Here is a 12051-nt window from a genome sequence, read left to right on the forward strand (position 1 = left end):
CAGATAGAACTGGTTCTGCTCGACCACGGTGTTGGCCACGTTGGCGAGCATCTTGCCGCGGGTGTACGCGGTGGCCAGGCCGAACTTGCCGAACGGGGGCCCGCACCTCACAGCAACGCACAGCTCACCCGTCGAGGAACTCCGCGCACCGGTAGGGGCCCATCGCGGGGCCCTCGGACGGGCGCAGGGTGACCTCGACGTCGTCGGTCCTGACCTTCGGTTCGAATACGGACTGGGCGCGCGCCAGCGTGCACACCAGCTGACCGGTGGCCTGGTCGCGTCCCGACTCCCCGTAGAAACCCTCCAGCCGCACCGTGACCCGGGTGCCCGAGCCGGTCGCCGAGTAGCCGCCGAGGTGGACGAGGGAGGTGAGCCCGCCCTGATCGGCGGGCGGCGTCCCCGCGCCGAGCAGCTTCAGCACGTCGTTGAGGTCGTCGGCCTCCTGGTCGATCAGCGGTACCGCGCGCAGCCCGCCGGCCGACGCGTAGTACAGCCGCATGCCGCGCGTCAGCCCGGACGCGGGCTCGCCCGCGCCTATCACCCCGGTCGGCTGGACCCCGCAGCCCGCGAGAACGGCGCCCAGTGCGGCGACCGCGATGCCCTGTCGGAGCTTCACTCCGTGTCCTCTCCCGTACGTCGCAGGGGCAGCCGCAGGGTGAAGACCGCGCCGCGATCCGGCCCGTCCGCCGCGTCGATCGTGCCGCCGTGCAGGCGGGCGTTCTCCAGCGCGATCGCCATGCCCAGGCCGCTGCCCTGTCCGCTGTCGTCGGCCGCACCGCGCGTGCGGGCCGTGTCCGCCTTGTAGAACCGGTCGAAGACCCGCTCCCCCGCCTCCGGCGGCAGCCCCGGGCCGTGGTCGGCGACGGACAGCACCACCCGTACGCCGTCCACCGCGGGGGCCGTCGTGAGGGTCACGGTGACCGGCGGGGCGCCGTGCCGCAGCGCGTTGCCCACCAGGTTCGCAACGATCACGTCGATCCGGCGCCGGTCGACCACCGCCCGTACGCCCTCGTCGAGCTCCGTCCGTACCCGGTCCGTCCAGCCGCGCAGCGCCAGGGACGCCCGTACGGTGCCGGCGAGATCGGTCTCCGCCGCGTTCAGCCGGGCCGCCCCGGCGTCGAAGCGGGAGATCTCCATCAGCTCCTCGACCAGCCGGGACAGCCGGGCCGTCTCCGCGCCGACGGTACGGGCCGCGCGCGCCGCGTCCGGCGGCAGCTGGTCGGCGTCCTCCTCCAGCACCGTCGCGACCATCGTCATCGCCGCGAGGGGTGTGCGCAGTTCGTGCGACACGTCCGCCACGAAGCGGCGCGCCTTCGCCTCCTGCTCGCGCAGACCCGCGTCGGACTCCTGGAGCGCGTCCGCGGTCTCGTTGAACGTCCTTGCCAGGTCGGCGAGTTCGTCGTGCCCGGTGACGGCGACCCGGCTGCCGAGGTCCCCGGCCGCCAGTTCGCGGGTGGCCCGGCCCAGCTTCCGTACCGGCCGCAGGACCGTCCCCGCGGCCAGCAGCGCGAGGACGGCGGCCAGCAGCACCACCGGCACGATGCCCGTCCGTACGGAGTCCAGCAGCGCGGCCGTGTCGTCGCGCTCGGCCCGCAGGTCGGAGATCGCGTAGACCTCCAGCCCGGAGGTGCTGCGGTCCCCGTCGGCGTACGTCACGGGCATGCCGACGACCAGATAGGGCTCGCCCCGCCACCGCACCCGCTGGAACTCGGCGGCGCCGCCGGTCATGACGGCGGTGCGCAGCTCGACGGTGATCCGGGACGTGGTGTCGGCGAGCGAGTCGGAGACGGCGGACAGGTCCTGGTAGCGGACGACCACGATGTTCCCGCCGATGCCCTCGGACACCTTCGCCGCGAACCGGGCCAGCGAGCGCTGGTCGGGCGGCAGGTCGAAGTCGGCGGCCACCGCGCCGACCCGCTCCCGCAGGTCGTTCACGGCCGCGTTCTGGGTCCGCTGGAGGACGGCGGTGCGGGCGTCCCGGTAGGCGAGGGCGGTCGCGGTCACCGCGCTGATGAGGGCGACGACGACGAAGGTGACGACGAGCCGGGTGCGCAGCCCGCCGACGAGGCGCAGCGAGCGTCTCCTCGGGGCGGCGGGGCGCCCGGCGCGATCCGTACGGCTCACAGCGGTCCGAAGCGGTAGCCGAAGCCCCGCACCGTCTGGACGTAGCGGGGCCTGGACGGTATGTCCTCCAGCTTGGCGCGCAGCCGGCCGACCGCCGCGTCCACCAGCCGGGAGTCGCCCAGGAAGGTGTGGTCCCAGACGGATTCCAGGAGCTGTTCGCGGCTGAAGACCTGGCAGGGGGAGGCCGAGAGCTCCAGCAGCAGCCGCAGCTCGGTGGGCGGCAGCGGAATCGGGGTGCCGTGCTTGGTGACGGTCAGTCCGGCGCGGTCGATCACCAGCCCGGCGAGGTCGGGGCCGGCCCCCTGCGCCGGTACGGACGGTTCCGCGCGCCGCAGCGCGGCCCGGATGCGGGCCTCCAGGACGGGGGCGGTGACGGGCTTGACGACGTAGTCGTCGGCGCCCGCCTCCAGGCCCGTCACGATGTCCTGGTCGTCGCCGCGCGCGGTCAGCATGATGACCGGCAGGGTCGCCGAGCGGGCGCGGATGCGGCGGCACACCTCGAAGCCGTCCATGCCGGGCAGCATCAGGTCGAGCACGGCCAGCTCGACCCGGGCGCCCCGCTCCCCGGCCAGCAGGGCGAGGGCCTGCTCGCCGGTGGCGGCGGTGTCCACGCCGTACCCGTGCCGGCGCAGCACGAGCTCCATCCCGTCCCGTACGGACGCGTCGTCCTCGATGAGCAACACATGCGGCATGGGGCCGATTATGGGCATGTCCGGACCGTTCCCGTCGGCTGTGCACGGGGGCGGATGCGCAGGCGGGGGCATTGTTACGTTCCCATCATGTGGTCATGTACGGGCCATCATCTGTGGCGGCGAGCGTGCGGCGCATGACCTTCCTCAGGACGAAACACCGCACGACCCGCCCCGCCACCGCCGGGCTGCGCACGGCCGCCCTCGTGGCCCTGCCCGTACTCGCCCTGGCCGTCGGCTGCGGCGGGGACGACGGAGGGAGCAGCACGAAGAAGGACGACGCGATCGCCGACGTGCCGCGGACGCCGTCGGCCGGCGCCACGAAGGACGCGGGCGGGCCGAGCGCCCCGCCCGCGGCGAAGAGCGCCTTCTACGACGCCCAGATGAAGTACGTCCAGTGCATGCGCGCCAAGGGCGGCTACAAGGACTTCCCCGACCCCACGCTCAGCGGCTACCTCGACTGGGACAAGGTCAACGAGATCGGCTCCCAGCCGGGCCGCAACGAGGGCATCAAGGGCGGCAGGAACGGTGCCTGCGTGACCGAGCTGCGGGCCGCCATGGCGGCCGAGCCCGAACGCGACGAGCAGAAGGCCTACGAGTCGATGCTCGCGCACGCCAAGTGCATGCGGGACAACGGCGTCTCCCGGTTCACCAACCCGACCATGAGCGGCGGCAACGCCCAGCCGGGCGGCGACCCGAACCCGGCGTCCCCGGTCATCGACTCGAACTCGTCGACGTACAAGAAGGCCCGCGAGGCGTGCAGGTCGAAGCTGCTCGACGGTCTGGACGGCATGCAGTGAAGCACCGCACCGCACTCCTCGCGCTCGGCGCGGTGACCGTCGCCGCCGCCGTCACCGGGGGCGTCCTGTTCCTCGGCGGCGACGGGGACGCGGGCGCCTCGGGGAAGGGCGGCGACCTGCCGCCCGCCACCGCGGCCGTCGTACGCACCGACCTCGTGCAGTCCAGGACGGTCGACGGCAGGCTCGACTTCGCGCAGCGCCGCGCTGTCAAGTCCGCCGTCGAGGGCACCGTCACGGTCGCCGCTCCCGAAGGGAAGACGCTGACCATGGGGCAGGCGCTGTACGAGCTGAACGACAAGCCCGTCACCCTCCTCTACGGGCCGGTCCCGATGTTCCGCGAGATGAAGCCCGGCGACCGGGGCAGCGACGTGCTCCAGCTGGAGCGCAATCTGCGCGACCTGGGGTACGGATCGCGGCTCTACGTCGACGTCCGGTACGACGAGGACACCGCGGCCGCCGTCAAGCAGTGGCAGAAGTCCCTCAACCGCGAGCCCACCGGCAGGGTCGGCAAGGGCGACGTCGTCTTCCAGCCCGGCCCGGTCAAGGTGGTCTCCGCCGACGCGGCGCTCGCCGACCAGGTCGGCCCGGACGGGCCGGTCCTGACGGTCGCCTCCACCAGACCCGTCGTACGGGCGCAGCTCGACCAGAGCGACGGCGCGCTCACCTCACGGGGCACCAAGGTCGAGGTCACCCTGCCGAGCGGGAAGACCGTCGCCGGCCATGTCTCCGGGACGGTGCGCCCCGAGGCGTCCGCGGCCGGGGGCGGGGCGGGCTCCGAGGACGGCATCACCGTCGAGGTCGTCCTGGACGGCGGGCCGGGCGCCGCCTCCGGCGAGGACACCAGGGCATCGGCGAGCGTGAAGTTCGTCAGCGAGGCGCACAAGGGGGTCCTCGCGGTCCCCGTCGAGGCGGTCGTCGCGCTGCGCGGCGAGAACGGCGGCTACGGCCTCCAGGTCGTCGAGGGCGCCACGTCGAGGATGGTGCGGGTGGAGACGGGCATGACCGCCGACGGGCAGATCGAGGTCTCCGGACCGGATGTGCGCGAGGGTCTGAAGGTCGGAGTGGCGAAGTCATGACCACGGTCCCGGTCATCGAACTGCGGGACGCCGGCAAGTCGTATCCCGGCGGCGTCCACGCCCTGCGCTCGGTGAGCCTCACCGTCGAGGAGGGCGAGCTCCTCGCCGTCGTCGGCCCGTCCGGCTCCGGCAAGTCCACGATGCTCAACATCATGGGCACCCTCGACAGGCCCACCACCGGCACCGTCCGGATCGCCGGGTACGACGTGTCCGAGCTCTCCGACGCCCGGCTCTCCGCACTGCGCGCCCGCCACATCGGCTTCGTCTTCCAGCACTTCCACCTGGCGGCCGGGCGCGACGCGGTGGACAACGTCGCCGACGGGCTGCTGTACGCGGGCGTCCCGCCCAAGGAACGGCGTGCCCGTGCGAGGGAGGCGCTCGCCGGGGTGCGGCTGGAGCACCGCGGCTCGCACACGCCGAACGAGCTGTCCGGCGGCGAGAAGCAGCGCGTGGCCATCGCCCGCGCCCTGGTGGGCCAGCCCCGGCTGCTGCTGGCCGACGAGCCGACCGGGGCGCTGGACACCGCGTCCGGCGGGATCGTCATGGAGCTGCTGCACGAGCTGAACGCGGCCGGCACCACCGTCTGCGTGATCACCCACGATCACGAGATCGCGGACTCGCTGCCGCGCCGGGTCCGCTTCAGGGACGGCGAGATCGTCTCGGACACGCGCTCCGGCGAGCGCCTCGGCCCACGGACGCGGAAGGCCGGTTCATGAAGAACGATCTCAGGCCCGCCCGCCTCTCCCCCCGTGACGTCCTGCGCGTCGGCTCGGTCGGCCTGCGCGCGCGGCGTGCGCGTGTGGTGCTCTCGGCGCTCGGCATCGCCATCGGCATCGCGACCGTGGTCGCGGTCGTCGGGCTGTCCGAGTCGAGCCGTGCGGACCTGATGGCCCGTCTCGACCGCCTCGGCACCAATCTGCTCACCGCCGAGGCGGGCAAGGACGCCATGGGGAACGAGATCAAGCTGCCCAGGAACGCGGTCGCGATGGTCGAGCGCATCGGCCCGGTACGGCACGCCACGGCCAGCGCCGACGTCGACGCCCGCATCCGCCGCAGCGACGTGGTCCCCGAGGAGCGGACCGCGGGCGTCACCGCCCAGGCGGTCCGCGCCGACCTGCTCTCCGCGCTCGGCGGCGAGGTCGGCAGGGGCACCTGGCTGACCCCGGCCGGCGAACGCCTCCCGACGACGGTGCTCGGCGCGGTGGCCGCGGAGCGCCTCGGCATCACCCGCACCGGTGAGACGATCATGATGAACGACACCCGCGTGGCCGTCGTCGGCATCCTCGAACCGATCGAGCTGGTCCCCAACCTGGACCGGGTGGCCATGGTCGGATTCCCCACCGCCGAACGCTACTTCGGCTTCGACGGACACCCCACCACCGTCTTCGAGCGCTCCACGGACGCCTCGGTGGCGGACGTACGGGCGATCCTGGCCCGCACCATCAGCCCCGGCGACGAGCTGGGCATCAAGGTCTCCCGGCCCTCGGACGCGCTGGCCGCCAAGGCCGCCACGGACGAGGGCCTGACCACCCTGATGCTCGGCCTGGGCGCGGTGGCCCTCCTGGTCGGCGGTGTGGGCGTCGCCAACACCATGGTCATCTCCGTCCTGGAGCGCCGCCAGGAGATCGGCCTGCGCCGCGCGCTGGGCGCGACCCGGGGAGCGATCCGGCTCCAGTTCCTCACCGAGTCGCTGCTGCTGTCGGCGCTGGGCGGGGCGACGGGCGCGCTGCTGGGCGCGGCGACCACCTACGGATTCGCGTGGTTCCAGGGGTGGACGGCGGTGGTCCCGCCCTGGTCCCTGGCGGGCGGCCTGGCCGCCACCCTCCTGATCGGCGTGGTCGCGGGCCTCTACCCGGCGATCCGTGCCTCCCGTCTCCATCCGACGGTGGCCCTGAACGCGACCTGAGCGGGCCCCGGACATGAAACATCCCCCGGCCGGGGTCGGCCGGGGGATGTTTCACGTGGAACCGGAGCGGAACCGGTGGCGCTCGGGCCGCGCCCCGATGGCCGGTCGCTCCTACTTCGCGCCGGTGTCCCTCGCCACGGAGTCCTTGGCGTCGGCCTTCTCCTTGGCCGTCGCCACCGGCTTGCGGAGCTGGATGTTCAGCTCGCGCAGACGGGTCTCGTCCAGCTCCGTCGGGGCGCCCATCATCAGGTCCTGGGCGTTGCCGTTGAGCGGGAAGGCGATGGTCTCGCGGATGTTGGGCTCGTCTGCCAGCAGCATCACGATGCGGTCGACGCCCGGGGCGATGCCGCCGTGCGGCGGGGCGCCGAGACGGAAGGCGCGGAGCATGCCCGCGAACTCGTGCTCGACGGTCTCGCGGTCGTAACCGGCGATCTCGAAGGCCTTGAGCATCAGCTCGGGCTCGTGGTTGCGGATGGCGCCGGAGGACAGCTCGATGCCGTTGCAGACGATGTCGTACTGCCAGGCGAGGATGTCCAGCGGGTCCTTCTCCTCCAGGTCCTTCAGGCCGCCCTGGGGCATCGAGAAGGGGTTGTGGGAGAAGTCGATCTTCCCGGTGTCCTCGTCCTTCTCGTACATCGGGAAGTCGACGACCCAGCAGAACCGGAAGACGCCCTCCTCGAAGTGGCCGGCGCGCTTGGCGGCCTCGACGCGGACGGCGGACATGATCTTGGAGACCTCGTCGAACTCGCCCGCGCCGAAGAAGACGGCGTGGCCGGGGACGAGGGAGAGACGCTCGGTGAGGGTCTTGACGTCCGTCTCGGTGAGGAACTTGGCGATCGGGCCCGCCAGGGTGCCGTCCTCGCCGACGCGGACCCAGGCCAGGCCCTTGGCGCCGTGCTGGACGGCGTAGTCGCCGAGGCCGTCGAAGAACTTCCGGGACTGGCCGGCGGTGTCCGGGACCGGGAGGGCGCGGACGTGCTTGCCGGCGAAGGCCTTGAACTCCGAGTCGGCGAAGACGTCGGAGATGTCGACCAGTTCCAGCTTGGCGCGCAGGTCGGGCTTGTCGTTGCCGTACTTCAGCATCGACTCGCGGAACGGGATGCGCGGGAACGGCGAGGTGACGTGGCGGCCGTTGCCGAACTCCTCGAAGAGCTCGGTCATCAGCTTCTCGATCGGCCGGAAGACGTCCTCCTGCTCGACGAAGGACATCTCGACGTCGAGCTGGTAGAACTCGCCGGGCGAACGGTCCGCGCGGGCGTCCTCGTCGCGGAAGCACGGCGCGATCTGGAAGTAGCGGTCGAAGCCGGAGATCATCAGCAGCTGCTTGAACTGCTGCGGGGCCTGCGGCAGGGCGTAGAACTTGCCCGGGTTCAGACGGGACGGGACGACGAAGTCACGGGCGCCCTCGGGGGAGGTCGCGGTGAGGATCGGGGTCGCCATCTCGTTGAAACCGAGGGCCACCATCTTGGCGCGGATGGCGGCGATGACCGCCGAGCGCAGCATGATGTTGCGGTGCATGCGCTCGCGGCGCAGGTCGAGGAAGCGGTACTCCAGGCGCCGCTCCTCGTTGACCCCGTCCTCGGTGTTGATCGTGAAGGGCAGCGGGGCGGCCTCGCCCAGCACCTCGACCTCGGTGACCTCGATCTCGATCTCGCCGGTCGGGAGCTCCGGGTTCACGTTGTCGGCGCCGCGCGCGGAGACCTTGCCGTCGATCCGTACGACGGTCTCCTTGGTGAGCTTCGCCAGCGCCTCGTTGCCGGGGGTGCCCGGGCGGGCGACGAGCTGCACCAGACCGTAGTGGTCGCGCAGATCGATGAAGAGGATGCCGCCCAGGTCTCGGCGATTGTGCAGCCAGCCGCTCAGCCGGACGTCGGTGCCGACGTCAGAGGCGCGGAGCTCGCCGCAGGTGTGGGACCTGTACCGATGCATCGTCGTTCATCCAGTCTTCGCGGTTCGGGGTGGATTCAGCCTCCCCAGGCTACCGCCCGCACCCGCACCGAATCATTGACATTGACATTTCAAGATCATCCGGAGGCCGGAGAGGCCACCCCTCGGTGGCGTTCACGGAGCAGATCTTCTTAAAGTGGGGCAATGCGCACCGAGGACATCCTGGCCGCGACCGCGACCGGTCTGTGGCGCTGGGACAACGCAGCCGGGACCGTCACGCTCGATGCGGAGGCGGCCCGGCTCCTGGAGCTGCCCGCCGCGGCCGGTGTCTTCCGCGAGTCCGCGGTGCGTTCCCGTTTCCACCCCGTCGACTGGAACGAGATCTACGGGGTGGTGAACCTGGCGCGCGCCGAGGGCACCCTCGCCGAGGCCCGGCTGCGGATCGTGGACGGGAACGGCCGGGTACTGCGCATCGTGCGCAGCCGCTCCAAGCCGCTCCCGGCCGATCCGGCGGACCGCGCGAACTACGTACTGGTCGGCACCCTCCAGGAGGTGGCCGAGCCGCAGCCCGGCACCACCGGGGCGCACACCCCCATCACCGGGGACTGGCGCCGCTCCCGCGAGGCCTTCCTGCTGGACGCGGGCCGGGCGCTGGCCGAGGCCCGGTCGACCACGGAGGTGCTGCGGGTCGCCGCCTCGCTCTCCATGCCGGGCTTCTCGCCGGACGGCCTGGCGGTCTTCGGCGTCTCGGGCGAGCGGCTGACGGTCATCGGGCACCACGGGCACAGCGTGGGCGACGAGGACCCGTTCACCGACATGCCGCTGGAGACCGACTACCCGGCCGCCGAGGTGGTACGGACGGGGCGGGCGATCTATCTGCCGTCGCCCGACGACTACAGCCGCCGCTACCCGGTCACCTGGCCGCTCGCCAGCGGTTTCGGCCGCCGGTCCTGGGCCTTCCTGCCGCTGACCGTCGCGGGGCACACCATGGGCGCCTGGATGGCGGGCTTCAAGCACCCGGTGTCGTTCTCGCCGGACGAGCGGTCCGTACTGACGACCGTGGCGCGGATGCTCGCGCAGGCGCTGACCCGGGCCGGGGTCGCCGAGACCGAACGGGAGCTGTCGCTGGGGCTCCAGCGCTCGATGATGCCGACGCTCGGCCCCGACATCCCGGGGATGACGGTCGCCGCCCGCTACATCCCGACCGGCGGCGGCCTCCAGGTCGGCGGCGACTGGTACGACATGATCCCGCTCCCCAACGGCCGCATCGCCCTCGTCATCGGCGACGTCCAGGGCCACGACGTGCGGGCCGCCGGGCTGATGGGACAGCTGCGGATCGCCCTGCGCGCGTACGCCTCCGAGGGGCACCGCCCGGACGCGGTGCTCTCGCGCGCCTCGCGCTTCCTCTCCGGGCTGACGGACGCGTACGAGGACGGGGAGGCGACCGGACCGCGCTTCGCCACCTGCCTGTACGCGGAGGTCGACCCGGAGAGCGGCACCCTGGACATCGCGCGGGCCGGCCACCCCGACCCCGTGGTGACCACCGCCGACGGGACCGCGATGATCCGTCAGACCGAGGGCGGACTGCCGCTCGGCGTCGAGGAGGACGCCGACTATCCGACGAGCCGGCTCACCCTGGAACCAGGCGAAACGATCATGCTCTGCACGGACGGGCTGATCGAGACCGGTGGCCACGACATGTTCTCCGGCTGGGACCGGCTGCGGCCCGTCCTGGAGGAGCACACCACCGACCTGGAGAAGCTCGCCGACGCCCTCGTCCAGGCCGTGCACGGGCCGACGTCCCACTACACGACGGGGCCGCTGGCGGACCGCAGGGAGGACGACATCGCGCTGCTGCTGCTCCGGTGCGACGGAGGGACCGTGCGCCGCCCGGCGGCGCGGCGCATCGCGCTGACCATCGCGCAGGCCCAGCCGGAGCGGATCGCCTCGGCCCGGCAGCAGTTGCGGGACCTGCTGCACGACTGGGCGGATCCGGAGCAGGTCGACGCGGCGGTGCTGATGATCTCCGAGATGGCCACCAACGTCCTCGTCCACACGGACGGGGACGCGCTGATGCTCGCCCAGGCGACGGGGGAGCAGGGCGAGCGGCTGCTGCGCGTGGAGGTTTCGGACGGCAGCGACGAGCTGCCGCACAAGCGGCGCCCCGGGGAGATGGCCTCCAGCGGCCGGGGCCTGGTGCTGATGGAGATGCTCGCCGACGCGTGGGGGGTGGATCCGCGGGGCGCGGGGAAGTCGATCTGGTTCGAGCTGAACGAGGCGGGGCCCGAGGGGGCACAGGGGCCGGAGGAGGCGCAGAGGGCACAGGGGGCACAGGGGCCCGACGAGACACAGGGGCCGGAGCGGGCCGAGGCCGGAACGGAAGACGTCCCCGCGGCCTGAACCGGCCCTCAGGCCCCCGACGCGGCGCCCGGCGGCTCGACCCCGGGCGTCGGCCCCGGGCGGTCACCGCGCAGTTCGCCGAGCACGCCGAAGGCGGCCGCGCAGATCGGGACCGCGAGCAGCATGCCCAGCAGCCCGGCCACACTGGCGCCCGCGGTGATCGCGATCATGATCATGGCGGGGTGCATCTGCACCGTACGGCTCTGGATCAGCGGCTGCAGCACATGGCCCTCCAGCACCTGCACGGCGAGCACCACCCCCAGCGCCCAGAGCGCGATCACGAACCCCCGGTCGGCGAGCGCGACCAGCACCGCGACGGCGCCCGAGATGAAGGCCCCCAGGTACGGGATGTAGGCACCGACGAAGACCAGCGCACCGAGCCCCACCGCACCGGGAACGCGCAGGATCAGCAGCCCGACGGTGATGCAGACGGCGTCGATCAGCGCGATGAACGTGGTGCCCCGCATGAAGCCCTCGACGGCCTCGAAGGCCCGCCGCCCCATCGCCTCGACCAGCTCCCCGGTCCCGCGCGGGGCGATCGAGTGGGCGAGCTGCGCGGCCCGGTCGGAGTCGCGCAGGAAGAAGAAGGTCAGCAGCAGGGCGAGGACGCTGGTGGCGATGAGCGAGCCGATCAGGCTGAGTCCGGAGAGCAGCCCGCCCGCGGCGCTCGCGCCGAACTTCTCGACGAGCTTCTGGGCGTTGGCCGCCAGGTCGTCCACGCTCGTGTTCTTGCCGATCCCGAAGTGGTCGACGACCCACTGCGCGGTGTCCTTGAGCGACCGGACGATCTGGTCACCGGTGTCGACGAGCGCGGTGACGACGATGTACCCGGCGCCGCCGACCACCGCCACGAGCAGCACACAGGTGAGCCCCGCGGCGAGCGAGCGCTTCAGCCCGCGGCCGGTCAGCCACCGGTGGACGGGACCGAGCAGCGCCGTACCGAGCAGCGCGAGCAGCACCGGGGTGACCGCGGTCTTGAGGGCGATGCACAGCCAGATGGCGACTGCGGCGACCCCGGTGACGAGGAGGACCACACCGCACCAGGCGGCGACACGGCGCGCGCCGTCGGGCAGGAGGGGCTTGTCGGTCTGCACCCTCCCACCCGATCACGGCGCGGGAGCCGTGTCCCGCTTGCGCGGCCGTACGGGTGACGGTCCGTCATACGACGG

At 72.5% G+C, this 12051-nt stretch carries 10 protein-coding genes; 5 read left to right on the forward strand and 5 right to left on the reverse strand.

Annotated features, from left to right (window positions below):
- Positions 1 to 124: 124 nt before the first annotated feature.
- The 3 genes from AB0D53_RS06635 to AB0D53_RS06645 are packed head-to-tail and all read right to left on the reverse strand — an operon-like array spanning position 125 to position 2816.
- Positions 125 to 616 carry a hypothetical protein gene (locus tag AB0D53_RS06635; protein WP_362441082.1) on the reverse strand — a complete coding sequence of 164 codons (492 nt, stop codon included), beginning with the start codon at positions 614 to 616 and terminating at the stop codon, positions 125 to 127.
- A complete protein-coding gene (locus AB0D53_RS06640) occupies positions 613 to 2124 on the reverse strand; it encodes a HAMP domain-containing sensor histidine kinase (RefSeq protein ID WP_362441085.1) in 1512 nt (503 codons plus the stop codon). Before AB0D53_RS06640 ends, AB0D53_RS06635 begins: the two co-directional genes overlap by 4 nt.
- Positions 2121 to 2816: a response regulator transcription factor gene (locus AB0D53_RS06645; RefSeq protein WP_362441088.1), complete on the reverse strand. Its 696-nt coding sequence runs from the start codon at positions 2814 to 2816 to the stop codon at positions 2121 to 2123. Before AB0D53_RS06645 ends, AB0D53_RS06640 begins: the two co-directional genes overlap by 4 nt.
- A gap of 134 nt (positions 2817 to 2950) precedes the next feature.
- Here AB0D53_RS06645 and AB0D53_RS06650 point away from each other — a divergent pair, with 134 nt between their 5' ends.
- The 4 genes from AB0D53_RS06650 to AB0D53_RS06665 are packed head-to-tail and all read left to right on the forward strand — an operon-like array spanning position 2951 to position 6595.
- Positions 2951 to 3613 (forward strand): hypothetical protein, encoded by a 663-nt coding sequence (locus tag AB0D53_RS06650; RefSeq protein WP_362441091.1) that lies wholly within the window; start codon positions 2951 to 2953, stop codon positions 3611 to 3613.
- Positions 3610 to 4689, forward strand: coding sequence for a peptidoglycan-binding domain-containing protein (locus AB0D53_RS06655; RefSeq protein ID WP_362441096.1), 1080 nt, complete (start codon positions 3610 to 3612; stop codon positions 4687 to 4689). The genes AB0D53_RS06650 and AB0D53_RS06655 overlap by 4 nt, the downstream gene beginning before the upstream one ends.
- Positions 4686 to 5405, forward strand: a complete 720-nt coding sequence (locus AB0D53_RS06660; RefSeq protein WP_362441099.1) for an ABC transporter ATP-binding protein — start codon at positions 4686 to 4688, stop codon at positions 5403 to 5405. The genes AB0D53_RS06655 and AB0D53_RS06660 overlap by 4 nt, the downstream gene beginning before the upstream one ends.
- Positions 5402 to 6595: an ABC transporter permease gene (locus AB0D53_RS06665; RefSeq protein WP_362441102.1), complete on the forward strand. Its 1194-nt coding sequence runs from the start codon at positions 5402 to 5404 to the stop codon at positions 6593 to 6595. Before AB0D53_RS06660 ends, AB0D53_RS06665 begins: the two co-directional genes overlap by 4 nt.
- 111 nt (positions 6596 to 6706) lie before the next feature.
- Here the strand turns inward: AB0D53_RS06665 and aspS are convergent, their stop codons facing one another.
- Complete coding sequence (gene aspS / locus AB0D53_RS06670; protein ID WP_362441105.1) at positions 6707 to 8524, reverse strand: aspartate--tRNA ligase; 1818 nt, start codon at positions 8522 to 8524, stop codon at positions 6707 to 6709.
- 162 nt (positions 8525 to 8686) lie between these two features.
- Between aspS and AB0D53_RS06675 the strand changes: the two genes are divergently transcribed.
- Entirely contained in the window at positions 8687 to 10882 is a 2196-nt protein-coding gene (locus tag AB0D53_RS06675) for a SpoIIE family protein phosphatase (RefSeq protein WP_362441108.1), read from the forward strand.
- Between the two features lie 8 nt (positions 10883 to 10890).
- Here AB0D53_RS06675 and AB0D53_RS06680 read toward each other — a convergent pair whose 3' ends face one another.
- Entirely contained in the window at positions 10891 to 11976 is a 1086-nt protein-coding gene (locus AB0D53_RS06680; protein ID WP_362441111.1) for an AI-2E family transporter, read from the reverse strand.
- Positions 11977 to 12051 lie beyond the last annotated feature (75 nt).

The sequence above is a fragment of the Streptomyces sp. NPDC048295 genome, assembly GCF_040652135.1.
In the GTDB taxonomy this organism is placed as follows: domain Bacteria; phylum Actinomycetota; class Actinomycetes; order Streptomycetales; family Streptomycetaceae; genus Streptomyces.

Excerpts from the sequence above, each read along its gene's own strand:
- AB0D53_RS06645 (WP_362441088.1), bottom strand. The coding sequence starts at position 2,816 with ATGCCGCATGTGTTGCTCATCGAGGACGACGCGTCCGTACGGGACGGG.
- AB0D53_RS06650 (WP_362441091.1), top strand. The coding sequence starts at position 2,951 with ATGACCTTCCTCAGGACGAAACACCGCACGACCCGCCCCGCCACCGCC.
- AB0D53_RS06660 (WP_362441099.1), top strand. The coding sequence starts at position 4,686 with ATGACCACGGTCCCGGTCATCGAACTGCGGGACGCCGGCAAGTCGTAT.
- AB0D53_RS06665 (WP_362441102.1), top strand. The coding sequence starts at position 5,402 with ATGAAGAACGATCTCAGGCCCGCCCGCCTCTCCCCCCGTGACGTCCTG.
- aspS (WP_362441105.1), bottom strand. The coding sequence starts at position 8,524 with ATGCATCGGTACAGGTCCCACACCTGCGGCGAGCTCCGCGCCTCTGAC.
- AB0D53_RS06675 (WP_362441108.1), top strand. The coding sequence starts at position 8,687 with ATGCGCACCGAGGACATCCTGGCCGCGACCGCGACCGGTCTGTGGCGC.